General features: G+C 36.1%; 28 protein-coding genes. 11 read left to right on the forward strand and 17 right to left on the reverse strand.

Annotated features, from left to right (window positions below; translation table 11 throughout):
* The first annotated feature begins 6 nt into the window (after positions 1-6).
* Genes guaB through TAGGR_RS07520 form a run of 4 tightly spaced genes read left to right on the forward strand, consistent with a single transcriptional unit; the run spans position 7 to position 4,627 of the window.
* Positions 7-1,467, forward strand: coding sequence for an IMP dehydrogenase (gene guaB, locus TAGGR_RS07505; RefSeq protein WP_059176750.1), 1,461 nt, complete (start codon positions 7-9; stop codon positions 1,465-1,467).
* Position 1,468: 1 nt separating this feature from the next.
* On the forward strand, positions 1,469-3,007 hold the full coding sequence (guaA, locus tag TAGGR_RS07510; protein ID WP_059176751.1) for a glutamine-hydrolyzing GMP synthase: 1,539 nt from the start codon (positions 1,469-1,471) through the stop codon (positions 3,005-3,007).
* A 1-nt stretch (position 3,008) separates the two neighbouring features.
* Positions 3,009-3,893, forward strand: coding sequence for a polyprenyl synthetase family protein (locus tag TAGGR_RS07515; RefSeq protein WP_059176752.1), 885 nt, complete (start codon positions 3,009-3,011; stop codon positions 3,891-3,893).
* On the forward strand, positions 3,890-4,627 hold the full coding sequence (locus TAGGR_RS07520; RefSeq protein ID WP_059176753.1) for a TlyA family RNA methyltransferase: 738 nt from the start codon (positions 3,890-3,892) through the stop codon (positions 4,625-4,627). Before TAGGR_RS07515 ends, TAGGR_RS07520 begins: the two co-directional genes overlap by 4 nt.
* On the opposite strand, the gene TAGGR_RS07525 is transcribed toward TAGGR_RS07520, so the two are convergent.
* Entirely contained in the window at positions 4,614-5,783 is a 1,170-nt protein-coding gene (locus TAGGR_RS07525; RefSeq protein WP_059176754.1) for a permease, read from the reverse strand. The two genes, TAGGR_RS07520 and TAGGR_RS07525, sit on opposite strands and share 14 nt — an antisense overlap.
* Before the next feature lie 22 nt (positions 5,784-5,805).
* Positions 5,806-6,165 carry an ArsR/SmtB family transcription factor gene (locus TAGGR_RS07530; RefSeq protein ID WP_059176755.1) on the reverse strand — a complete coding sequence of 120 codons (360 nt, stop codon included), beginning with the start codon at positions 6,163-6,165 and terminating at the stop codon, positions 5,806-5,808.
* 113 nt (positions 6,166-6,278) lie between these two features.
* Here TAGGR_RS07530 and hisG point away from each other — a divergent pair, with 113 nt between their 5' ends.
* Genes hisG through proB form a run of 5 tightly spaced genes read left to right on the forward strand, consistent with a single transcriptional unit; the run spans position 6,279 to position 9,884 of the window.
* The gene (hisG, locus tag TAGGR_RS07535; protein WP_059176756.1) at positions 6,279-7,157 is read left to right on the forward strand and encodes an ATP phosphoribosyltransferase; all 879 of its coding nucleotides are present in this window, start codon (positions 6,279-6,281) and stop codon (positions 7,155-7,157) included.
* Positions 7,158-7,170: 13 nt separating this feature from the next.
* Positions 7,171-7,485 carry a 50S ribosomal protein L21 gene (gene rplU, locus TAGGR_RS07540; RefSeq protein ID WP_059176757.1) on the forward strand — a complete coding sequence of 105 codons (315 nt, stop codon included), beginning with the start codon at positions 7,171-7,173 and terminating at the stop codon, positions 7,483-7,485.
* Position 7,486: 1 nt separating this feature from the next.
* On the forward strand, positions 7,487-7,756 hold the full coding sequence (gene rpmA, locus TAGGR_RS07545) for a 50S ribosomal protein L27 (protein WP_059176758.1): 270 nt from the start codon (positions 7,487-7,489) through the stop codon (positions 7,754-7,756).
* A gap of 35 nt (positions 7,757-7,791) precedes the next feature.
* Entirely contained in the window at positions 7,792-8,790 is a 999-nt protein-coding gene (obgE, locus tag TAGGR_RS07550) for a GTPase ObgE (RefSeq protein WP_059176759.1), read from the forward strand.
* Entirely contained in the window at positions 8,787-9,884 is a 1,098-nt protein-coding gene (gene proB / locus TAGGR_RS07555) for a glutamate 5-kinase (RefSeq protein ID WP_059176760.1), read from the forward strand. The genes obgE and proB overlap by 4 nt, the downstream gene beginning before the upstream one ends.
* 3 nt (positions 9,885-9,887) lie before the next feature.
* On the opposite strand, the gene TAGGR_RS07560 is transcribed toward proB, so the two are convergent.
* Positions 9,888-10,316 (reverse strand): DUF3617 domain-containing protein, encoded by a 429-nt coding sequence (locus tag TAGGR_RS07560; protein WP_082673613.1) that lies wholly within the window; start codon positions 10,314-10,316, stop codon positions 9,888-9,890.
* Between the two features lie 78 nt (positions 10,317-10,394).
* Positions 10,395-11,477: a DUF763 domain-containing protein gene (locus tag TAGGR_RS07570; protein WP_059176763.1), complete on the reverse strand. Its 1,083-nt coding sequence runs from the start codon at positions 11,475-11,477 to the stop codon at positions 10,395-10,397.
* A gap of 238 nt (positions 11,478-11,715) precedes the next feature.
* On the opposite strand from TAGGR_RS07570, the gene TAGGR_RS07575 reads away from it, so the two are divergent.
* Together TAGGR_RS07575 and TAGGR_RS10760 are read left to right on the forward strand one after the other, a co-directional pair.
* On the forward strand, positions 11,716-13,458 hold the full coding sequence (locus TAGGR_RS07575; RefSeq protein ID WP_059176764.1) for a putative sulfate exporter family transporter: 1,743 nt from the start codon (positions 11,716-11,718) through the stop codon (positions 13,456-13,458).
* 13 nt (positions 13,459-13,471) lie between these two features.
* Entirely contained in the window at positions 13,472-13,642 is a 171-nt protein-coding gene (locus TAGGR_RS10760; RefSeq protein WP_153000499.1) for a hypothetical protein, read from the forward strand.
* A gap of 327 nt (positions 13,643-13,969) precedes the next feature.
* Here the strand turns inward: TAGGR_RS10760 and TAGGR_RS07580 are convergent, their stop codons facing one another.
* The 13 genes from TAGGR_RS07580 to lptC form a co-directional block, all read right to left on the reverse strand.
* The gene (locus TAGGR_RS07580; protein ID WP_059176765.1) at positions 13,970-14,392 is read right to left on the reverse strand and encodes a F0F1 ATP synthase subunit epsilon; all 423 of its coding nucleotides are present in this window, start codon (positions 14,390-14,392) and stop codon (positions 13,970-13,972) included.
* Positions 14,393-14,410: 18 nt separating this feature from the next.
* A complete protein-coding gene (gene atpD / locus TAGGR_RS07585) occupies positions 14,411-15,832 on the reverse strand; it encodes a F0F1 ATP synthase subunit beta (RefSeq protein WP_059176766.1) in 1,422 nt (473 codons plus the stop codon).
* A gap of 35 nt (positions 15,833-15,867) precedes the next feature.
* Positions 15,868-16,755 (reverse strand): ATP synthase F1 subunit gamma, encoded by an 888-nt coding sequence (atpG, locus tag TAGGR_RS07590; protein WP_059176767.1) that lies wholly within the window; start codon positions 16,753-16,755, stop codon positions 15,868-15,870.
* A gap of 30 nt (positions 16,756-16,785) precedes the next feature.
* A complete protein-coding gene (gene atpA / locus TAGGR_RS07595) occupies positions 16,786-18,294 on the reverse strand; it encodes a F0F1 ATP synthase subunit alpha (protein ID WP_059176768.1) in 1,509 nt (502 codons plus the stop codon).
* 6 nt (positions 18,295-18,300) lie between these two features.
* Positions 18,301-18,846 (reverse strand): ATP synthase F1 subunit delta, encoded by a 546-nt coding sequence (gene atpH / locus TAGGR_RS07600; RefSeq protein WP_059176769.1) that lies wholly within the window; start codon positions 18,844-18,846, stop codon positions 18,301-18,303.
* The gene (gene atpF / locus TAGGR_RS07605; RefSeq protein WP_059176770.1) at positions 18,843-19,409 is read right to left on the reverse strand and encodes a F0F1 ATP synthase subunit B; all 567 of its coding nucleotides are present in this window, start codon (positions 19,407-19,409) and stop codon (positions 18,843-18,845) included. Before atpF (TAGGR_RS07605) ends, atpH begins: the two co-directional genes overlap by 4 nt.
* Positions 19,410-19,424: 15 nt before the next feature.
* Complete coding sequence (gene atpF / locus TAGGR_RS07610; RefSeq protein WP_059176771.1) at positions 19,425-19,844, reverse strand: F0F1 ATP synthase subunit B; 420 nt, start codon at positions 19,842-19,844, stop codon at positions 19,425-19,427.
* A gap of 125 nt (positions 19,845-19,969) precedes the next feature.
* Positions 19,970-20,839: an RNase adapter RapZ gene (rapZ, locus tag TAGGR_RS07615; RefSeq protein ID WP_082673615.1), complete on the reverse strand. Its 870-nt coding sequence runs from the start codon at positions 20,837-20,839 to the stop codon at positions 19,970-19,972.
* Positions 20,823-21,344: a ribosome hibernation-promoting factor, HPF/YfiA family gene (gene hpf / locus TAGGR_RS07620; RefSeq protein ID WP_059176772.1), complete on the reverse strand. Its 522-nt coding sequence runs from the start codon at positions 21,342-21,344 to the stop codon at positions 20,823-20,825. The genes rapZ and hpf overlap by 17 nt, the downstream gene beginning before the upstream one ends.
* Positions 21,341-22,774 carry an RNA polymerase factor sigma-54 gene (rpoN, locus tag TAGGR_RS07625; protein WP_059176773.1) on the reverse strand — a complete coding sequence of 478 codons (1,434 nt, stop codon included), beginning with the start codon at positions 22,772-22,774 and terminating at the stop codon, positions 21,341-21,343. The genes hpf and rpoN overlap by 4 nt, the downstream gene beginning before the upstream one ends.
* A complete protein-coding gene (gene lptB / locus TAGGR_RS07630) occupies positions 22,774-23,508 on the reverse strand; it encodes an LPS export ABC transporter ATP-binding protein (RefSeq protein WP_059176774.1) in 735 nt (244 codons plus the stop codon). The genes rpoN and lptB overlap by 1 nt, the downstream gene beginning before the upstream one ends.
* Entirely contained in the window at positions 23,505-23,888 is a 384-nt protein-coding gene (locus TAGGR_RS07635; protein WP_161936198.1) for an LptA/OstA family protein, read from the reverse strand. The genes lptB and TAGGR_RS07635 overlap by 4 nt, the downstream gene beginning before the upstream one ends.
* Positions 23,889-23,967: 79 nt before the next feature.
* The gene (gene lptC / locus TAGGR_RS07640; RefSeq protein ID WP_059176776.1) at positions 23,968-24,486 is read right to left on the reverse strand and encodes an LPS export ABC transporter periplasmic protein LptC; all 519 of its coding nucleotides are present in this window, start codon (positions 24,484-24,486) and stop codon (positions 23,968-23,970) included.
* Positions 24,487-24,494 lie beyond the last annotated feature (8 nt).

Genomic DNA, 24,494 nt, shown 5'->3' on the forward strand with positions numbered 1-24,494 from the left:
GGTCAAATGAGAGAAAATGAAATCCCTTTAGGTTTAACCTTTGATGATGTATTGCTTGTTCCTGCTTATTCAGATGTTATTCCTTCCCAAGTAGATGTTACAACCTATTTTACACCTAATATAAAACTAAACATTCCCATTGTAAGTGCAGCAATGGACACTGTTACTGATGCAAATCTTGCAATAGCTATTGCAAGGGAAGGAGGAATTGGAGTAATTCACAGAAATATGCCTCCTGAAAAGCAGGCAATGGAAGTAGATAAAGTAAAAAAATCAGAAAGTGGGATGATTGTTGATCCGATTACAATTGGACCGGATGCTCCTATATCAGAAGCATTAGCTTTAATGGAAAGATATAAAATCTCAGGTGTTCCAGTTACAGTTAACGGAAAGCTTGTAGGTATAATCACAAACAGAGACCTTAAATTTGAGAGAGATTTTACTAAAAAAGTTGAAGAAGTAATGACAAAAGAGAAACTTATTACAGCTCCTGTTGGAATCACTCTTGAAGAAGCTCAGGAAATTCTTCATAAATACAGAATTGAAAAGCTACCAATTGTAGATGACAATTTTAATCTTAAAGGATTGATAACGATAAAAGATATTGAAAAAAGAAGAAAGTATCCAAATGCATGTAAGGACCATCTTGGAAGACTCCGCGTTGCAGCAGCTGTTGGAGTTGGAGAACCTGCGATCTATAGGGCAGAATTGCTTATAAAAGCTGGTGTAGATGCAATTGTTATTGATACAGCCCATGGACATAGCAAGGCTGTTATTGAAACATTGAAAGAACTTAAAAGAAGATTTGACATAGATGTAGTTGCAGGAAACATAGCAACTGCTGAGGCTGCAGAAGAGTTAATTCAGGCAGGTGCTGATGCAGTAAAAGTTGGCATAGGACCTGGATCAATATGCACAACCAGAATTGTTGCTGGAGCAGGAGTGCCGCAGATTACAGCAATCATGAACTGTTATTCAGTAACTTCAAAGTATAATATTCCTTTGATTGCTGATGGAGGAATTAAGTACTCAGGAGATATAACAAAAGCACTTGCAGCAGGTGCTCATTGTGTGATGATAGGAAGCCTTTTTGCTGGAACAGACGAAGCTCCTGGTGAGATAATACTTTATCAGGGAAGAAGTTATAAAACATACAGAGGCATGGGCTCAATTGGTGCCATGCAGGAAGGCTCCCGTGACCGATACGCACAGGAAATGGTTGCTCCTGAAAAACTTGTTCCGGAGGGTGTTGAAGGAAGAGTTCCCTATAGAGGACCTCTCGCTAAAAGTATTCATCAACTCGTCGGTGGTCTTAAATCAGGAATGGGATACTGTGGCTGTAGAAATCTTGAGGAATTAAGAACTAAAGCAAGATTTATAAAGATTACTCTTGCTGGATTAAGAGAAAGCCATGTTCATGATGTAACAATTACAAGAGAAGCTCCAAATTACTGGGTTGAGGATTAATATGCATAAAGAAGAGATTTTGATTATAGATTTTGGTTCTCAGTATACTCAGCTTATTGCAAGAAGAATAAGGGAGCTTAATGTTTACTCCGAAATAATTCCATGCAATGTGCCATTTTCTGAGATAAAAAAGAGAAAACCTTCTGGCATAGTTCTCTCAGGCGGACCTTCAAGTGTTTATGAAGAAGGTGCTCCCTCTATTGATAAAGAAATATTTAATCTTGGCATACCAATTCTTGGAATCTGCTATGGCATGCAACTTATTACCCATCTGCTCGGTGGCAAGGTATCCCGTGCTGAAAAAAGAGAATATGGTAAAGCTATTTTAAAAATCGAAGATTTATCCGACATTTTCAATGGGGTTTCTCAGGAAACAGTTGTTTGGATGAGCCATGCTGACAAAATCACAGAGATGCCTCAAGGTTTTGTAAGGCTTGCCTACACTGAAAACTCTCCTTATGCAGCAATGGCTCATAAAGAAAAGAAAATTTACGCATTACAGTTTCATCCTGAGGTTGTACATACTGAGGAAGGGGAAAAAATACTCAGTAATTTTGTATTTAAAGTTTGTAAATGCAGTCCCTCATGGAATATGCATTCTTTTATTGAAAAACAGATAGAGGAAATAAGAAAAAAAGTTGGTTCCAAAAAAGTTGTCTGTGCTATCAGTGGAGGAGTTGACTCAACTGTTACAGCAGTTTTGATTCATAAAGCCATAGGAGATGCTTTAACCTGCATTTTTGTTGATAACGGACTTTTAAGAGCCGGAGAACGTGAAAAAGTAGAACAAATGTTACGGAATAATTTTCATATAAATCTTAAAGTGGTTGATGCATCGGAAAGGTTCCTTAGAAAACTCAGAAAAGTTCGTGATCCGGAACAGAAAAGAAAGATAATCGGTAGAGAGTTCATAAAAATATTTGAAGAGGAAGCTAGAAAAATTGAAGGAGTGAAATTTTTAGCACAGGGTACTCTTTATCCTGATGTTATTGAAAGTGTCTCATTTAAAGGTCCTTCTGCAACTATAAAGAGCCATCATAATGTGGGTGGTCTTCTTAAGAGAATGAGACTCAAGTTGATTGAACCTTTAAGAGAACTCTTCAAGGATGAAGTAAGACAGCTTGGACGGGAACTTGGAATTCCCGATGAAATATTACAAAGGCATCCTTTCCCAGGACCTGGACTTGCAATAAGATGCATTGGAGAAGTTACCCGTGAGAGACTTGAAATACTAAGAGAGGCAGATAAAATTGTACTTGAGGAGATAAAAAAATCTGGATGGTATAACAAAGTGTGGCAATCTTTCGCGGTGCTTCTTCCTATAAAAACAGTGGGAGTTATGGGAGATGAAAGAACTTATGAGCATGTAATTGCCATTAGGGTAGTCCACAGTATTGATGGAATGACAGCAGACTGGGTAAGGCTTCCATATGAACTGCTTGAGAGGCTTTCAAATAGAATCATTAACGAAGTAAAAGGAGTTAACAGAGTTGTTTATGACATAACATCAAAGCCTCCGGGGACAATTGAGTGGGAATGAGATGTTTGACCTAAAAGAATACATTTCTGAAAAAAAAGCAAAAGTTGACGAATTTATAAAATCATATTTTAATCCATCAATAATACCTTCCATACTTCATGAATCTGTTCTTTATTCACTTACTGCTGGTGGGAAAAGACTGAGACCAATTCTCTGTATTGCCTCCTATGAAGCATGTGGAGGGCTTCAGGATATAACTCCCTATGCCTCTGCAATAGAATTTATTCACACCTACTCTCTTATCCATGATGACCTTCCAGCAATGGACAATGATGACCTAAGACGTGGTAAACCAACAAATCATAAAGTATTTGGAGAGGGTATTGCCATACTTGCCGGTGACGGTTTATTAACAGAAGCTTTCAGAATTCTTTCCAATACTTCATATGCAAACGTTGATCCATCAAATCTTATAAAAGTGATCCAAGAATTAAGTAGTTCAACAGGTGTTTACGGAATGGTAGGAGGACAGGCACTGGATTTAATATCAGAAGGGAAAGAGCCTGACAGAGAAATAGTTGAATTCATTCATTTGAATAAAACGGCAAAATTAATCTCTGCATCGGTTAAATCTGGAGCAATACTTGCCAATGCTGACAGTGAACAAATAAAAAAGATTGAAAAGTACGGGCTAAGCATAGGCCTTGCCTTTCAGATAGTTGATGACATCCTTGATATAGAAGGCACAACAGAAAAACTTGGTAAACCAAAGGGTTCAGATGAGAAAAAAGGCAAGATGACCTATCCAAAAGTATTTGGTATTGAAGCATCAAAGAAAAAGGCAAAGGAACTGATTGATATTGCTCTGAGAGCCATTGAAAACTTTGATCAAAAAGCAGAGCCTTTAAGAGAAATTGCAAAATACATAATAAAACGCTCATCGTGAAGTTTCGTTTAGACCAGCTACTTTTTAAAAAAGGAATCACAGAAAGCAGAGAGAAAGCCCGTGCTCTTATAATTGAAGGAAAGGTTCTTGTAAATGGCAAAAAAATTGAAAAACCCGGAACACAGGTTGATGAAAATGTAAAAATAGAACTCTGCGGTGAGACTCTTCCCTATGTAAGCAGAGGTGGATTAAAGCTTGAAGCAGCGCTGAAAGCTTTCTCTATTGATGTCAAAGACAAAGTAGCAATGGATGTTGGTGCAAGCACAGGAGGTTTTAGTGACTGTCTTTTGCAGCATGGTGCAAAGCGTGTTTATGCAATAGATGTTGGATATGGACAGCTTGCATGGAAACTGAGAACAGACCCGAGAGTAATTCCAATTGAGAGAACAAATATAAGATACATGTCAGAAGAAAAAATTCCTGAAAAAGTTGATATAGCAACAGTTGATGTATCTTTTATTTCTCTCAAACTTGTAATTCCAAAAGTAATTGAGTTTCTTAGACCTCAAGGAGAAATAGTTGCATTAATAAAGCCTCAATTTGAAGCAGGAAAAGGTGAAGTGCCAAAAGGAGGAGTAATAAGAGATCCGCAAAAGAGATTGAAAATAGTAGAGGAGATTCAGGAATTTTTTAAATCAGTGAATTTAGAAGTAGCCGGACTAATAGAGTCTCCAATTCCTGGACAGAAGGGGAATATAGAATATTTAATCTATGCTAAACTCAATCAACAATAGAACCGAAAATCATACCTGATAGAGTTGCCATTATTATAACAAGGCTTACATAAACGGCTGTTTTCTTAAAACCAATTGTTCTCATAATTATAAGCATACTCGGAAGGCTCAAGGCTGGTCCAGCAAGCAAAAGTGCAAGTGCAGGTCCTTTCCCCATTCCTGCACCAAGTAATCCCTGAATTATTGGAACCTCGGTAAGAGTTGCGAAATACATAAAGGCACCTACAACACTTGCAATAAAATTAGCCTGAAAAGAATTTCCACCTACCAAAGAATAAACCCACTTTGAAGGAACAATACCTTCATGCCCAACTCTTCCGAAAAAGAATCCAGCTACAAGAACACCAACAAAAAGAAGAGGAATAATTAAATAAGCATAATACCATGTCTGATAAACCCATTGAGTAAGTTCATCCTTACTGAACCATTTAAGACTGGATAAAATTACTAATGTAAAAAATATTATTGCAAGTATCCACTTGATGTTATATACTGTCCACCAGAAAGCAACTGAACCTTCCTGAGGCTTTCCCCAATTTGCAAAAATTAAAAACCCTATCATAAAAAATAGATGCAGTGCTGTCTGATATAGAGGTTTAGACTGAATTCCTGCAACTTCAAACTCCTCATCTGCCTGCCTATTTTTTTCTTCCTTAATAAAAATTAGATGCATGAGTAAACCAATAATTATACTGAAAAGAACTGCACCAACTGCTCTTGCAACTCCTATGTCCCAGCCAAGAATTCTTGCAGTCAGAATTATAGCAAGCACATTTATGGCAGGACCTGAATAAAGAAAAGCAATCGCAGGACCAAGACCTGCGCCTCTTTGATAGATGCTCATAAATAGGGGTAAAATTGTGCATGAGCATACAGCGAGAATTGAACCGGATACTGAAGCTACTCCGTAGGAAATTAACTTATTTGTCTTTGCACCGAAGTATTTCATCACAGCAGCTTTGTTTACGAAAACCGCAATTGCTCCTGCAATGAAAAAGGCTGGAATGAGACATAAAAGAACATGTTCCTGAGCATACCACTTTGCAAGGGCAAGGGATTCGAAAATCGCATTTATAAATCTTTGATTTTCAATAGGTAGAAAATAAAAGATGAGAAACATGAGCAAAATTAATCCAAATTTAGTTCTTTCCTTCAACTTTATCCTCCCTAATTTTTAGTTAAGTTTTACAATAGCGGGGGTCCTGATTAGTTTTAAAATTTTCTAAATTCTCTAACTCTTTTTTGATTTCATCATCTGAAATTTTTTCAAGCACAGAAAAGATTAAAAATCTTTTAAATAAATCTGAATCATCAAGGCTGTAAAGAATCCATTTGCCTTTTCTTTTTATTTTTACTAATCCAGATTCCTTCAATACTCCAAGATGAAAAGAAACCTTAGGTTGAATCATATCAAGTGCAGCAACTATCTCGCATACACAAAGCTCTCCTTTTTCAAGGATTTTGATAATCTTCAACCTTGTTTCATCAGATAGGGCATGAAAAACTTTTGCCATCTCAGAAAGTTTCAAATTCTTCATGCAAAAGTATAAAAAATTTTTTATATGTATGTCAATTTTTTAAAAAGTTGACTGAATATTCTTAAAAATTTTAAACTAAAATTTCTAAGTTTAATTCGGAGGTCTTAAGAAATATGGAAGATAAAATCTTAAAAATCGGATTGCCTAAGGGAAGTCTTCAGGAGACAACTTTAAAACTTTTCAAGAAAGCAGGATATAACATACATGTATCCCATAGATCCTACTATCCAGTAATTGATGATGAAGAGATCTCTGCCATGCTTTTAAGGGCTCAGGAAATACCTGTTTATGTTGAAAAGGGATATCTTGACTGTGGACTTACTGGATATGACTGGATTCTTGAGCAAGATGTAGATGTAGTAGAGGTGGCTGAACTCAGGTATGCAAAAGAGGGATTCAGACCGGTTCGCTGGGTTATAGCAGTTCCCGAAGATTCTCCAATTAAAACAATAGAAGATCTGCAAAACAAAAGAATTGCTACAGAGCTTGTTGGATATACAAAGAGATATTTAAAATCAAAAGGAATCAAAGCTGAAGTTTATTTTTCTTGGGGTGCAACAGAAGTTAAACCTCCTTATCTTGCCGATGCAATAGTTGATTTAACTGAAACAGGAACTTCATTAAAAGCAAATAAATTACGCGTTATTGAAACAATTCTTGAGTCAACAACTCGCTTTATTGCCAATAAAAATGCATGGAAAAATGCATGGAAAAAGAGAAAAATGCAGGATATAGCAATGCTTCTTCAAGGAGCTCTGTTAGCTGAAGAAAAAGTTGGACTTAAGATGAATGTGCCAAAAGAATCTCTCAAAAAAGTGCTAAGTCTTCTTAACTCTTTACACTCTCCTACAATATCTCAACTTTATGATGAAAACTGGTATGCAGTAGAAGTTATAATAAATGAAAAGAGAGTTAGAGAACTTTTACCAAAGCTCAAAGAAGCAGGTGCTTCTGGATTTGTTGAATATCCATTGAATAAAGTAATTCCATAAGGAGGTGTTTTTCATGTATGCTGTTATAGAAACAGGTGGAAAACAGTTTAAGGTTAAAGTGGGAGATGTATTAAAAATTGCAAAGCTTAATGTTGAGCAAGGAAATGAAGTAGTGTTTGACAAAGTGTTACTTTTTCAAGGTAATGAGGGTCTTAAGATAGGTTCACCTTATGTGGAAGGATTAAAGATTAAAGGTGAAGTAGTTGAAACTGGGAAGGATAAAAAGGTACTTGTTTATAGACCACCTTCAAAAAAGGCTATTCATAGACTAAAAGGTCATAGACAGTGGTATACTAAAGTAAAGATAAAAGAAATCATAGGAGGATAAAATGGCACATAAAAAAGGGGTTGGAAGTTCAAGAAATGGAAGAGATAGCCATGCTAAAAGGCTTGGCGTAAAAAGATTTGGTGGACAGTTTGTAAAAGCCGGAAATATTCTTGTTCGGCAAAGAGGAACAAAGTTTCATCCCGGAGCTAATGTAGGTGTTGGCTCTGACTATACTCTCTTTGCATTAATTGATGGAATTGTGAAATTTGAAAGAAAAGACAAACAAAGACTTAAAGTAAGCGTTTATCCAGTAACAGAACCTGTCCAGTAAAACCTCGGGTGGCTGATGCCACCCTTTTCAATCTTATGCAATTCGTTGATTATGTTAAAATCTATGTAAAAGCTGGTGATGGTGGAAGAGGCTGTGTCAGCTTCCGGAGAGAAAAGTATGTTCCAAGAGGAGGACCAGATGGTGGAGATGGTGGCAAAGGAGGAGATGTAATAATTAGAGCTTCCAGTGAACTCCACACTCTCATTGATCATAAATATCAAAAAACATATAAGGCACAGCGGGGACAACACGGTAAAGGAAGTAATATGAAAGGTAAAGATGGAGAAGATTTAGTAATAAAAGTCCCTGTTGGAACAGTTATTAAAGATGCTGATACAGAAGAAATAATTGCTGATCTTGACGAAGAAGGTAAACAAGTGGTTGTAGCAAAAGGTGGTAAAGGAGGACTTGGTAATGCTCATTTTGCAACTCCGACAAATCAGGCTCCAAGATATGCTCAGCCAGGGCAAAAAGGTGAAGAAAGATGGATAATTCTTGAACTTAAGCTTTTAGCGGATGTAGGACTTATCGGCCTTCCAAATGCGGGAAAATCAACATTAATTTCTGTAATAAGCTCTGCCCGTCCAAAAATTGCTGACTATCCTTTTACTACACTTGCTCCAGTTCTTGGAGTTGTAAAATACGGTGAATACAAGAGTTTTGTCATAGCCGATATTCCAGGTTTAATAGAAGGAGCTCATAAGGGCGCAGGACTGGGACATCAATTTTTAAGACATGTAGAGAGAACTTATATGCTCTTACATCTTGTTGATGTATCAGATTTTTTAGAATCTGATCCTGTGGAAGATTTTGAGAAAATTCAGAGAGAACTTGAACTTTACAACCAGTCTCTCACACAAAAGCCTTTTGCAGTAGTTGGAACAAAAATTGATATTGCCCATAGAGGAGAAAGACTAAATAAGCTTAAAAATTACTGTGAAAAAAAAGGAATTGATTTTTTCCCAATAAGTGCTGTAAAAAAAGAAGGTATTTATAAACTTCTTAAATATCTTGCTGAAAGGTTGAAAAAATGAGGATTGTTGTAAAAGTAGGAAGTAATCTTTTAACTGACAAAACAGGACGAATTAATCAAAAAAGAATACACTCTCTCGCCCGTGAGATCTCTGAACTGCACAATAAAAAGGTGGAAATTGTAGTTGTATCCTCTGGAGCAATTGCATCAGGATTGAAAAAACTTGGACTTAAAACAAAACCAAAAGAAATACGCAAAAAACAGGCAACTGCTGCAGTTGGCCAGCCTCTATTAATGTGGATGTATGAGAAGTATTTTTTAAAGTTTAAAAAACACATAGCTCAAATTCTTCTTACCAGAGATGATCTCAGTGATAGAGTTAGATATGTAAACGCTAAAAATACAATTCTCACACTTCTTGAGATGGGTGTAATTCCAATTATTAACGAAAATGATACAGTAGCAACCGATGAAATAAAATTTGGTGATAATGACCAGCTTGCAGCTCTTGTATCAGGACTTATTGAGGCAAATCACCTGATAATTCTATCAGACGTTCCAGGTCTATATACTTCTGATCCTAAAAAAGACCCAAATGCTAAATTGATAAAACATGTAAAAGAAGTCTCAAAAGACCTCATTGAAATAGCAAAACCAACAAGCACAGGATATGGAACTGGAGGTATGTATTCAAAAGTGATTGCTGCAAAAAAGGCAACATCATTTGGTATTCCTGTTCATATTGTTAGTGGAAGAAAATATGGAAATATTAAAGCAGTAATTGAAGGCAAACAGGTTGGCACATACTTTGAACCTGTATCTCAAAGAGTAACCTCTCGAAAAGGCTGGATAGCCTATGCAACAAGAGCCAAGGGTAATCTCTATATAGACGAAGGTGCAGTAAAAGCTTTGCTTAATGATGGAAAAAGTCTTCTACCATCAGGAATTAAAAAGGTTGAAGGAGATTTTGATACAGGAGATGCAGTATACTGCATTGACGAAAAGGGCGAAAAAATTGCAAAAGGGCTTGTTAATTACTCATCCTGTGAAATAAAAATGATAAAAGGTAAAAAATCTTCTGAAATTGAGAAGATTCTTGGATATAAATACTCAGATGAAGTAATTCACAGAGACAATCTTGTTATACTTGTATAAAATTTATTTACACTCTCCAACCCACTTTCCAATCATTTTTTGAGTAAACTCTGTTGAAGAGTGTTTTACCTTGGAAAATCCCTCAAAATTGTCTCCTTTATAGGTAATTGTTCCTTCATTAATTACTGAACCATCAGGAGTTTTACATTCCATTGTCCAGGAGACAGTATCACCTGTTATGGTATTTCTTATAAATTTACAGTTCTGGTTAGTCTCATTCTCAGCACTCACAGGAATAACTTTTTCTTTTGTTATACATTGAGTAAAAGTTTGTGGTGGCATTTTAAAAGGCATCTGACCTTTTGCTTCCATGGTAATAGTTATCTCCCATTTTCCCTCTTTTAAATTCGGTCCTGAAGTTTTAGAGGTATTTGAACTGCATGAAATTAAAAATAAAGAAACCCAAAGCGCAATTAAACTCTTCTTAAACATTTTTTTGTCTTCCTTTCTTTTATATTTTGCCTTTTTAAAAAAGCATGTATGCAGTATATCAACTTGAATATAAAATTATCAATATGGAGATTCAATAATTTTTGAAATCCTTCTCAATGCCGAGATTTTTTCCATTCTTCCAATTTTTGCATATGAAATAGCTTTTTTCATAACCTCAATAGTTTTGTCATAAATTCTTCTATCAACAGGATAAGGAGTTCTGTCTTTACCACCATGGGCAAAACTAAACTTCGCTGGATCTTTAAAAACAATTGGAGTTCCATATATAATTTCTGAAGTTAATGCAATTGCTCTCAATGCCTTTGGTCCCAGTCCTTTAATCTCAAGAAGAGATTCAAAATTTTCAGGTTGTTTTTCATAGGTTTTTAGAAAAATTTTATAGAGATGTTGTGGATTTATATCATTTAGGGTTATTAAATGTCTTTTTGGCAGTTTTAGTTCACTTATTTTTTGTATTTCTTTTATTATTTTTTCAGGTTTTTCCTTTGAGACAATTACCGAAGCTCTTCTTAAATCTGAAGATTCTTTTGCTGTAAAATTCAAAGTTTCAGTTTTTACATCACAGCATACTGCCTCGTGAGGTTCTTCTACAAAACTTTTTAGTGTAAAACTAAGCCAGTGATATCTTCTTGCAATTGAAAGACTTTCATTCATTCCTTGCTGAATAACACACCAATGTCCATCAGAAGTAAAAAATATTGTATGATGATAAAGATTAAAACCGTCCTGAACTGCCACATTATCAACTTTTGCGGTAAGTCTACTTGCATAGACAAGTGGTTCTGAATCAAATCCTCCACTTTCAGCATAATTGATTATCTCCTGCGGAGTTTGTATAGCTCTTTGTGCCTTACCTCCTGCAATAAATAATCCGAACTCATTTTCCATTCCCTTTAAGGCCTCTTTTAGAGCTCCTGTAACAGTTGTAGTAACTCCACTGCTATGCCAATCAAAACCGAGCACACAGCCAAGAGATTGGAACCAGTAAGGATCAGAAAGCCTTCTTAAAAACTCTTCTCTTCCAAACTCTATTATCATTAGCTCGATTATTGCTCTTGATAGAGCAACCATTCTCTTAAATAACCAATAGGGAGCTCTTCCACTATGAAGAGGTAGATTTGCAATCCCGGTTTTGTTCATAAACCTATTATAAATTAAAACTCAATTTTTTTCTCTACAAATTAGTTACCATAAAGTAACAAAAATTATACTAAAATGTTACCAAAAGGTAACAATATTTTAAAAAAACTTCAGATTTTTCTTGTTTTTTTATTTGGCACGCATATTGCAATTTAATTAGTAAATCCTTTCAAAAAAGGAGGTGATAAAATAATTTCTTCTATTAACTCTAAAAAATTTCAAGAAAGGAGGTTGAAGTATGGTAGAACAAAAAAAGGGTGTTAGTGAGGACTGGCTGGCGTTCTGGCTGGCAATTGTTATCTTCTTAATTTCACTACTTGCTTACACAGGTACGGACCCGCTTGGCTGGGTTGTCTCAACAAAGGAATGGACAGATTCAAGCAAAGCAATAGCGCCAACAGGAAAGATGTATCAATCTGTTAAAGGTGAGATTACAAAGATTGATGGAAACAAGCTCACTATCAAGAAAGCCGATGGCAAAGAGGAAACTGTAACTGTATCTGATCCAACGAAATATAAAGTTGGTGATACTTACGAAAAGAAAGGTCTTTCAGGTTTTACTTCACTGGTGCTTACCTATATCTTTATGGCTGTTGTATTCTCAATAGGTGCAGCACTCATGCGGGCAAACGTAGTCAAATTTAACATAGGATTCTTCTTCATCTTCTGGTTAAGTTATCTCTGCTGGTTTATTGGTCACTATGCCTACTTTGCTGCAACAGATCCCAAAAAATTCAATATTCCATGGTCATTGAAACTCACAGGTGAAGGTGGTTTTATTTTTGCCCTATTACTTGGCTTGATAGTTGGTAACTTCTTCAGAGGGTTCGCAAAATTTATAGGTGAGGCATTAAAACCTGAGTTTTATATTAAAACAGCCATTGGTTTGATGGGTGCATTACTTGGTCTGAAATCAGCTCAAGCGTTTGGACTTGCTTCAGCAGTTCTTTTCAGAGGACTCTGCGCTATAATTGAAGCATATCTTATTTACTGGGCACTTGTTTACTTTATCGCAAGAAAGTGGTTTAAATTCAGCAAAGAATGGGCAGCTCCTCTGGCATCTGGAATCTCCATATGCGGTGTTTCTGCTGCCATTGCAACTGGTGGAGCAATAAAGGCAAGACCTGTTGTCCCAATAATGGTTAGCTCCCTTGTAGTTATATTTGCTGTTGTTGAGCTGATTATTCTTCCATTCTTTGCTCAAGCTTTCCTGTGGAAAGAGCCAATGGTTGCTGGTGCATGGATGGGTTTGGCAGTTAAAACAGACGGTGCAGCCTTTGCATCCGGTGCAGTTGTTGATGCACTTATAAGAGCTAAGGCTGAAACTGCTGCTGGTATTAAGTATGAACCCGGATGGATGCTAATGGCAGCATCTACAACAAAGCTATTTATTGACATATTCATCAGTATCTGGGCATTCATTCTTGCCTATATCTGGTGTGCAAAGATTGAATGTAAACCTGGTGAAAGAGTTTCAGCTGTAGAGATATGGAGAAGATTTCCAAAGTTCGTAATGGCATATGCTATTACATTCATAGTAATTCTTCTTATTTCTGCTCCACATGCTCCTAAAATTGAGCCCGTAGATGCACAAATTAAGAAGATTAATAAGGAAATAACATCAATCGAAAAACAGCTTGCAACAGTTACAGATGAAACTCAGAAAACTCAGCTTGTAGCAAAGATTGATGAGAAAAAGAAACAGATCAAAGACCTTGAGGCAAGCATAAAAGATTCAAAGAAAATAATATCTCAGACAAGCACTGCTACAGCTGGAACAAATGCTTTAAGAGTGCTATTCTTCTTAATCACATTCTTTACGATCGGAGTAATGTCTGATTTCAGAAAGCTCTGGGAAGAGGGAATTGGAAGACTTGCTGTGGTTTATCTCATCTGTCTATTTGGATTCATTCTCTGGATCGGATTGTTAATATCCTATATATTCTTCCACGGAGTAAAACCTCCGGTAATAACTGGTTAAGGGAGGTGTTAAAATGGCAGAAGAGCCAAAACTTACTGAAGAGCTTAAAAAAATGGAAGCTGAATATGAACCTTTACTTCCTATTGAAAAAAAGCTCATTGTATGGAGCATAGGGCTTGGTATAGCTTTACTGTTCATTCTCGTTTGGGTCAGCTATACTTTCTTCCCGGCATCTCACGGATAAACAATAATAGCGGGAGGGTTTCCTCCCGCTTCTAAATACTTTCTCTTAAAGCCTCAAAGTGTTAATGAGATTATAAAAATTATCTTATCGTATTTTTATACACTATTATTTGTAAATGTTAATCGTTTGATTTTATGTAAAAATCTATTTTTTTCTCAATCATTATAAAAATTAAGCAATATCATCTCTTTTTATCAAAAAAATTGGAAATTTTTAAATAGAATTCCACTCCACAAATTAATAATTAGGAACAGTTAAAACGTAAATTTTGAAAATTTTATAAATTTAGGTAAAAGGGATTGAGAAAATCCCTTTTACCTAAAGATTTTATCTTGGTATGAGTTTTGTGGCGAGCTGAATTCTTATAGTTGCTCTCTCAAGAGCTGCTTGAGCTCTTGCCAGATCAATGTCTGTTTCACCAGCCTGAGCTCTGCGAATTCTCTCCTCAGCACGAGCCATAGCTGCTTTTGCTCTTTCTACATCAATCTCTTCAATTCTTTCGGCACTTCCAACCAGTACAAGAACCCTATCATTGAGAACTTCACAGTATCCCTTGTTCACAAAGAGATAATGCATCTGTCCATCTTTTTTGTATGAGAGAGAACCAATTCTTATTGCTGTCATAAACGCACAATGTCCTGGAAATACTCCAAAATCTCCTTCTGCACCGGTTGTGTAGACCTCATCAACTTCTTCGTTTATTACTTCCCCATAGGGAGTTATAACTTCTAACTTCAGCTTATCTGCCATCCTTCACTCCTCTTTATTTTATATCTGTCTTGTATACCCCAACTTCTTAGCCTTTTCCTCCACCTCTTCTATTGGACCAACCATGTAGAATGCCTGCTCTGGCAGATCATCATATTTACCTTCAAGAATTGCCTTGAAGCCTTTAATCGTGTCTTCAAGCTTTACATATTTTCCAGGTGTTCCTGTGAATGTTTCTGCAACATGGAATGGCTGACTAAGGAATCTCTGAAGTTTTCTTGCTCTTGCAACTATAAGTTTGTCATCTTCTGAAAGTTCTTCTATACCGAGAATTGCGATAATATCCTGCAATTCTTTATATCTCTGCAATACTGACTGAACACCTCTTGCAACCTGATAATGTTCTTCACCAATTATTCTTGGATCAAGAATTCGGCTTGTTGAGTCAAGTGGGTCAACAGCTGGATAAATTCCAAGCTCTGCAATCTGACGGGAAAGAACAACTGTTCCATCTAGGTGAGCAAAGACTGCTGCAACTGCTGGGTCTGTTAAGTCGTCTGCAGGAACGTAAATTGCCTGCATGGAAGTAATTGAACCCTTTGCTGTTGTGGTAATTCTTTCCTGAAGTGCACCCATCTCTGTTGAAAGTGTTGGCTGATATCCAACTGCTGATGGCATTCTTCCAAGAAGTGCGGAAACCTCTGAACCTGCAAGTGTGTATCTGAAAATATTATCTATAAATATAAGAACATCCTGACCCTGATCTCTGAAGTATTCAGCAACTGTAAGTGCTGTTAAAGCAATTCTTGCTCTAACTCCAGGAGGCTCATTCATCTGACCATAAACAAGAGCAACCTGCGGTAAAACTCCAGAATGTTTCATTTCAAGATAAAGGTCATTTCCTTCACGGGTTCTTTCACCGACACCTGCAAAAACTGAAACACCACCGTGTTTCATAGCTATGTTATGAATCATTTCCATAATGATAACTGTCTTACCAACTCCTGCACCACCGAACATTCCCATTTTACCGCCTCTGACGAATGGGACAAGCAGGTCAAAAACTTTAACACCTGTCTCAAACTGCTGAGTTGTTGGTGACTGGGCTGTAAACTCTGGAGCTGGGATATGAATTGGATATTTTTCTTGAGCCTGAATAGGACCCATTTCATCAACAGGCTCACCAATAACATTTATAATTCTTCCAAGAACAGGCTTGCCAACAGGTACCATAATTGGAGCACCTGTATCTACAACCTTCATTCCTCTGACAAGTCCATCTGTTGAACCCATGGCAATTGTTCTAACTCTTTTTTCCCCAAGGTGCATAGCAACTTCAAGGGTTAGATGAATCTCTGGAATACCTTTCTGAGGATCACCAGGCTCATCTATTCTTAATGCATTCAAAACTTCTGGCAACTTTTCTTCAAACTCGCAGTCAACAACTGTTCCAATTACCTGTACTACTTTACCTACGTTCATAATTTTTAAACCTCCTTTTATTCTTTTTTAAAATTTTATCCTTCACTTTGTTTTAAAGCTTCAACGCCACCAACAATATCCATAAGTTCTTTTGTGATTGATGCTTGTCTTACCTTGTTTGCTATGAGAGTAGTTTTCTTGATGAGTTCATCACAGTTCTTTGTTGCATTATCCATAGCTGTCATTCTTGCTGCTTCCTCAGCTGCCTGAGATTCTAATAGAGCTCTATAAATCTGAATTTCTATGTAAATAGGAAGAAGCATGGCAAACAACTCAGGAGCTCTTGGCTCATAGGTAAATGGGATAAATGTTGGCTGTTCTGAAGATTCAGATGATATTCTACCGATTGGTAGAATTCTATTAATCACAACTCGTTGAGATATCACTGATTTAAACTCATTATATATAACTAAAACTTCATCAACCGCTTCGCTAACATAGGAGTTAATCAGCTCCTGAGCAATCATTTGAGCATGAGTGTACTGAAGTTTTCCAGAGATACCTGTCCACACATTTTTAACTGGAATATCTCTACGTTTAAAGTAGTCTCTTGCTTTTCTGCCAACTACTGATATTGAAACATTTAATCCTTCTTTTTTTATCCTGTCTATCTCTTTTGCAGCAACCCTTAAAATATTTGTATTAAAAGCTCCACAAAGTCCTTTATCAGAAGTAATAACCAGCACTTCTACTGTTTTTATTGGTCTTCTTATGAGTAATGGAGGAAGATCACCTCTTGTTTCAACTGCACCAGCCAAATCTGCCAGAACCTGTTGCATTTTTGAAGCATAGGGTCTGTATCTGAGCATACTATCCTGAACTTTGCGGAGTTTGGCTGCTGCCACCATCTTCATGGCAGAGGTAATCTTTTTTGTTCCTTGTATTGCTTTTATTTTTTTCCTAATATCCCTTAGTGATGGCATTTACCTGCTCCTACCGTTAGTTTTTACTCATTAAGGCTGAAAAGTCTTTTTAAATTCTAAAATCGCATCTGTAATCTTCTGTTTCAATGTATCATCAAGCTCTTTCTTTTCTCTAATTTCTTTTCTCAGATCTTCTTTCTGACTTCTGATAAAGCTTAAAAAGCCCTGCTCAAAAGCTTTAATAGCAGAAACAGGTAAATCATCAAGATGGCCCTGAGTTCCAGCAAATATAAGCATTATCTGATCTTCAACAGGCATTGGAACATACTGATCCTGCTTCAGTAGCTCAACCATTCTCTGACCTCTTTCCAGTAATGCTCTTGTTGCCTTATCAAGATCTGAAGCAAACTGAGCAAATGCTGCAAGCTCTCTGTACTGAGCAAGGTCAAGTCTTAACATACCTGCAACCTGTTTCATTGCCTTGATCTGAGCTGCACCACCGACACGGCTAACTGATAGACCAACGTTAATAGCAGGACGCACACCTGCATAGAAAAGCTCTGGTTCAAGATATATCTGACCATCTGTAATGGAAATAACGTTTGTTGGAATATATCCTGAAACGTCACCTGCCTGTGTTTCAATAACAGGAAGCGCTGTAAGTGAACCTCCACCTTCTGCATCTGAAAGTTTAGCTGCTCTCTCAAGAAGTCTTGAATGGAGATAAAATACGTCACCTGGATAAGCCTCTCTTCCAGGTGGTCTTCTGAGAATCAATGAAATCTGTCTGTATGCATATGCCTGTTTTGTAAGGTCATCATAACATACAAGTGCATGCATTCCTTTATCTCTAAAGTATTCACCCATTGCACATCCAACATATGGAGCTATGTACTGCATAGCAGCAGGTTCTGAAGCAGTAGCCGCAACAACAATTGTGTGCTCCATCGCACCGTATTTTTTCAAGGTTTCAACAACCTGAACAACGCTTTGACGTCTCTGTCCACATGCTACATATATACATATACAATTTTGTCCCTTTTGATTAATTATTGTATCAAGCAATATTGCTGTTTTACCTGTCTGACGGTCACCAATAACAAGCTCTCTCTGTCCTCTTCCAATTGGAATCATTGCATCTATTGCTTTAATACCTGTCTGAAGAGGTTCCTTAACAGGTTGTCTTTTAATAATTCCAGGGGCTATGACATCAACTTTTCTAAAGTTTTTTGCATTAATTGGCCCTTTACCATCAATTGGCATTCCAACTGCATTAACAACTCTTCCAATTAGCTCTTCTCCAACTGGAGTTTCCATAACTCTTCCGGTTCTCTTAACAATGTCACCTTCTTTTATTAGCCTGTCATCGCCAAACAGAATTGCACCTACGTTGTCCTCTTCAAGATTGAGAGCCATTCCAACAACACCATTTGGAAACTCGAGCATCTCAGCAGCCATGCAGTTGTCCAATCCATAAATTCTTGCAACACCGTCACCAACATAAGTAACAATTCCAACTTCACTTACATCAGCTTTCTTCTCAAAGTCAGAAATCTGCTTTTTAAGGTACTCGCTAATTTCTTCCATCTTAAGTTCCATAGTTTTTCACCCCTTTATAAGCTTATCTCTTAAAAGACCTAACTGGCCTTTTATGCTCAAATCATACATTGTGCTACCTATCTTAACACTAATTCCACCTATTAAAGAAGGATCAACCTCATACTGCAATTCAACATCTTTTCCAGTGATTGACTTTAAAACCTCAACGATCTTTTCTTTAATACTGTCAGGAAGTTCTACTGCAGATGTTACAACTCCTTTAACCTTTTTCTTTGCTTCTAAATAAAGTAAATTAATGTACCTGACAATTTCTCCTAATCCTACAAGAACTCCTTCAAAGCTGAGGAAGGTAAGAAACTTTTTCGCTTCTTCTGGCAGTGAGAGCTTTTCACAGAGATAGCTAATTACTCCTGCTCTTTCCTCATCACTAAAAGAAGGAGAAGTAAGCATGTTTCTAAACTGCTTTTCTTTCTGCATAACCGTTGCCATTGTTTCTAATTTGGCTACAATTTCTGGAACCTGGTCAAGACTTACCAGGCTTAAAAATTGTTTTGCATATTTTTTTGCTTTAGCTCCTCTTACCTTTCTCAATTTTTCCGCCCCTCAATTATTTTTATTGATTCCTGAAGAAGCTTTTCCTGCTCTTCAGGTGTTATCTTCTCTTTTAGTTTTTGCTCGCTCAGTTGAATTGCAAGCTCTGCAGCTTCAAGCCTTAAAGCATCCTTAGCCATTTTTACCTCAAACTCTATATTTGTCTTTGCTTGCTCCAGAATTTTCTCCTTCATCTTTTCACTTTCCTGAATAATCTGCATTTTTTCTTGCTCACCAATTTTCTTAGCTGTATTCAAAATCTCCTGAACTTCCTGATCTTTTAACTTAAGCTTTTCCTCTACTTCTTGAAGTGCTTTCTGAGCAAGTTCTTTTGCTTCCTGGGACTCACGAATGCTTTTTTCAATTAACTCTTTTCTCTGAGCAAAATAGTTTTTTATAGGTTTACCTAAAAATTTTACAATTATAAAAACCAAGATGGCAAAATTTATTATCTTAAATGCCCAATCTTTAAAATCACCACCTACATGTTCTGCTTCTGCAGCAAAAACTGAGGATGCAATACTCATTATCATTATGCATACTAAAAGTGTTATGGCTTTCATATTCCCTCCATCCATTTAAACTTTGACCAGTTTACTAACAATCTCTTCTGAGATTCTCTCAACTTCCTGTCTCAGAGCTGCTCTTATTTTTTCTGTTTCTGCTTTAATCTCTGCCCGTGCTTTTTCAATCATCTGAACAGCCTCTTTCTCGGCACTGGAAACAACCTCTCTCTGATAGGCAAGCCCTTCCTCTCTTAGTGAATTAATAATCTGCTTTGCCTGAGCCTTTGCTTGTGCTAACTCTGCATTCATCTGAGCAATTGCCTTTTCCTTTTTCTCATTCATTATCTGGGCTTCTTCCAGAGCTCCCTTGATTGTCTGCTCTCTCTGCCTGAACAGCTCCATCATAGGTTTAAACAGAATAGCGTTAAGAATAAACATTAAGATAAAAAATTGAATCATTAGAACAAAAAACCAATTGTTGAACTCTAACATACCCCACCTTCTTTTATTAGATTTTTTTGGCTATTAAAAAACAACTGCAAAAAAGAATACCATAGAAACTTTATTTTGTCAAGAAATTGTTAATTTTAAATTTTTATGGTTTTATTAAAATTTACTTATAAATCCCTGTGAATCACCACAGGATTAAAAGAAAGGCTTTTTAGATGCTGTGCTATTTCTTCTGCTAAAACCACTGACCTGTGTTTGCCTCCTGTACATCCAATTGCTATTGTTATATAAGCTCTGCCTTCCTTTTTATAACCGGAAACTGCAAAAGTTAAAAAATTTTTAACATGACTCAAAAATTCAACGGTTTCTTTCTGTGATAATACAAAATTTTTTACTGATTGATCTGTTCCATTAAGATCCATCAATGAAGGTATAAAATAAGGATTTGGTAGAAATCTTGCATCAAAGACAAGATCAGCATTGGTTGGAATACCTTTTTTATAACCAAAGGAAATGATAGTTACTGAAGGTAATATTTCTTCAGATGCATAAATTGAGCGAACTAAAGCTCTTAACTGATGAGGATTGAAACTTGATGTATCTATGATTCTATCAGAAAGACTTCTTAAACAATAAAGCAGAGTTCTTTCTCTCTTGATTGCCTCAATTAAATTACTGGAATAAGTTGAAAGCGGATGAGGTCGTCTTGTTTCTTTGTATCGTAAAAGAATTGTATCCTCATCAGCTTCAAGGAACAAAATTTCCGCTTTGTATGTATTTTTTATTTTTTCAATTACTTTTGTTGCTTCTTCAAGAAATTGCTGAACTCTGATATCAATTCCAATTGCAATATTTTTTACATTTGTGTATTCCTCTAACAGTTTCAAAAATTCAAGTATAACTGGAGGTGGAAGATTATCTACACAAAAAAAGCCTATATCCTCAAGAGTTCTTAGAGTTACAGTTTTACCTGCACCAGAAAGTCCAGTAACTATTACTATAAATTTATCAGAGCTCAACTTATCTTGCAGGTTCAATCAAGCCAAAATTACCATCTTTTCTTCTGTATACCACATTAACATCTCCGGTCATTGAATTTAGGAAAATAAAAAAATCTTTATCTAACAGTTCCATCTGATCAACCGCTTCTTCTGGAGACATGGGCCTTAAATCAAATTTTTTATATTTTACTATTCTCTTCGGACTTTCTATCTCTTCAGGAGATGCTGATGGATACTTAATAGTGTCTCTTTTATTTTTGTTTTGAATTTTTTCTTTATATTTCAAAACCTGTTTTTCAAGCTTTTCTACAACCTGATCAACTGCTGAATAGAGATCCTGTGTTTTGCCTTCAGCCTGAATCAGATGTCCATTGACCTTTAGCAAAACATCTATTTTGTGAGTAAATTTTTCAGTGCTTATTGTCACTATTGCCTCTGCAGGATCATTTAAAAATCTTTCAAATTTACTTACTCTCTTTTCAATATACTGTCTCAATGCTTCTGTAACATCGATGTTTTTTCCTCTGATTGTTATCTTCATCCCTCGTCCTCCTTGATAATTTTTAATTTTCTTAAAGATTTTGGTGGTATTTTAAGTTCCTCTCTATATTTTGCAACAGTTCTTCGTGCAATATCTATACCCTGTCTTTTCAGCATTTCTGAAATTTCCTTGTCAGATAAGGGACTTTCTGGATTTTCCTCGCTTATAATTTTTTGAATTAAATCCTTAACAAAGGTGGTAGAGACATTTCCCTCATTTGATGGCAAAGCATTGCTGAAGAAAAATCTGAAACTAAAAACACCATGATCGCAGGCAAGATACTTATTTGAGGTTACTCGGCTTATTGTGCTTTCATGAAGTCCAAGATCAACTGCCACATCTCTCAGATTGAGAGGTTTTAAATAACTTATACCTTTATCAAAAAAATCTCTCTGAAACTTAATTAAACTCTCAGTTACCCTGTAAATCGTCTTATTTCTTTGCTCTATACTTTTTAAAAGTTCTACAGCATTTTTAAACTTTTCTTTCAAATATTTTCTCTCATCGGCAGATAAATCCTTTTCTGTAAAAAGTTCTTTATAAAGTTTACTTAATCTGAGTTTTGGAATTCCTTCGTCATTCAATACAATCTGATACTCACCTTCAATTTTGTTTACATAAACATCAGGGACAGGAATAGTTACCTGTGTTTTAGAAAAGTTTCTACCTGGTCTTGGTTCAAGTTTTTCTATTATTTTTACAGCTTTGATAACCTCGTCAACAGAAACATTGAATTTCTTTGCTATATTTTCATATTTTTTCTTTCTTATATCTTCAAGGTGTTCTTCAATAATAGACTGAACCAAGGTATTTTCCAGATCAAGCTCTCTAATTTGTAAAAAAAGGCATTCTTTAATATCTCTTGCTCCAACTCCTGCAGGATCAAAACTTTGAACAAGTTCAATTGCTTTTTTTACAGTTTCCATATCTACATCTGAAATTTTTGCAATTTCTTCCTCTGTTGCTCTTAGGTATCCGTCTTCATCAATGTTACCAATAATTACCTCTGCCACTGCTCTTATTTTATCTGAAGCTCTGCTTAATCTTAATTGCCATAAAAGATGGTCACACAGATCAGAAGATGTTGAATAAAAAAGTTCAAAGGAAGGTTTCTCTTCCACTCCGGGGTTAAAATAGCCGAGATCTCTACCATCATCAGCTCTTTCAGCAAAATAATCATCTACTATTATTTTTTCTAATTTATCAACTACTACGGGTTCTTCTACCATATCTTCTGATGAAAGCTCTGTCTCACGGTCAGATTCACTTTCATCATCAAGTTCAAGCATAGGATTTTCCATCAACTGAAGCTCAATAAATTCAGCAAGTTCAAGCTGTGGCAACTGTAAAAGTTTAAGTTGAAGTTGCAGCTGTGGTGTAAGTGCCAGTTTTTGAGTAAGTCTAAGTTCAGCTCTTTGTTCCAGTGCCATTATAGTCTAAACTCCTCTCCTAAATAGGCTTCTCTTACTAACGGATCATTAATGAGAGTCTCTGGTGAGCCCTCGGCAAGCAACTTTCCACTATGTATTATAAATGCCCTATCAGTTATTGAGAGAGTCTCTCTAACATTATGATCTGTTATTATTACCCCTATCCCTTTGTCCTTCAGATTTTTTATGGTCTTTTTCAATTCAACCACAGCCAAAGGGTCAATCCCTGCAAAAGGCTCGTCAAAAAGCATAAAAATCGGCTTTAGAGCAATTGCTCTTGCAATTTCAGCTCTTCTTCTCTCTCCACCAGAAAGCTTATATCCTTCTCTATCGGCAAACTCTGTTAAATTAAACTCTTTAAGAATTGAATCAACCTCTTCATCAATTTTCTCTAATGCATCTCTATCATTTTCATACTTAATTTCAAGAACAGCTTTAAGATTATCCCTGACTGTTAACTTTCTAAAGATAGAAGGTTCCTGAGGCAGGTATCCCAATCCAAGTCTTGCCCTTTCATAAACTGCCATTGATGAAATATCTTGTTCGTCAAGAAAAATACTACCACTATCTGGTCTTATGATGCCTATTATCATATAAAAAGTTGTTGTTTTACCTGCTCCATTGGGTCCCAATAAACCCACAACTTCTCCACTTTCTACTCTAAAATTAATACCTTTAACAGCTTCTTTTTTACCAAAACTCTTTTTAAGATTATCTATCCTCAGTATACTCATTTCCCTGCTTTTTTCTCTTTTAAATAAACTTTGCTTTTTTCGACCAGTGATCTATCATCTTTCACAAAATATGTTATTTTTTCTCCTGTTACAAGATTTTTACCTTCTGTTGCCCTTGGCTCCCCTGTGAAAATCACCCTTTCTTCTGGCTCAGGAAGATATGTTGCCTTATGTGAGGTAATTACTCTGTCTGCCTTTACAAGCCTTACATCTCCGATTGCCTCTATCATTTTAATATTCCCACCCTTTTGTTCATCTTCATAATAAACGATCATTTTGTTGGCATAAAGAGTAACCTCTCCTCTTTTAGCAACCACATTTCCCTCAAAAGTAGCTGTTTTTGTTTTACTATCATTTATGAGGGTTTTTGAAGTTATCACTATAGGTTCGGCCATCTCCTTTTTTTCTTCCGCAAAAACTGAATTGATAAGAAGCAGGAAAAATGTTAGAAATATAATACTACTTCTTAGAATATACAATTGCCTTCACCCCTTTCTTTAATTCTATCAAATTCTCACTAGCTTTACCAGAGTTACCTTCTATGATAAATCTACTTCCCTCTATTTTGAGTGGATTATCAGAATATAGAGTCTTATCTTTCGCAATCCAATATGCCTCAGAGCCATAGATTTTATAATCCTTTGAAATTCCTTCAATACCTTCACTTAAAATAAGATCACCGGATTCAGTCCAGTAAAATCCTTTTCTGGCTTTCACAGTAAAATTTTTTTCAGGGAAAAACATTGTAAGCCCCTGTAACTCCATTAATTTACCATCTTCACTCATGAATGCCTGTTGTGAAAATAGTTGTAACTTCAGCTGTCCATCTTTTTTCTGAATAAACTGAGCATCCTTGAAAAAAGAACCTTCCATTGAAACCTTTACTTTAACAGGAGACTCTCTGTCCAAATAATCAAGAACTGAAACTAAAGTTATCACAGCAATCAAACTCGCAACGACTAATAAAAGTTTTTTCATCCTTGTCT

Origin of the sequence: Thermodesulfovibrio aggregans (assembly GCF_001514535.1) — a bacterium.
GTDB lineage: Bacteria > Nitrospirota > Thermodesulfovibrionia > Thermodesulfovibrionales > Thermodesulfovibrionaceae > Thermodesulfovibrio > Thermodesulfovibrio aggregans.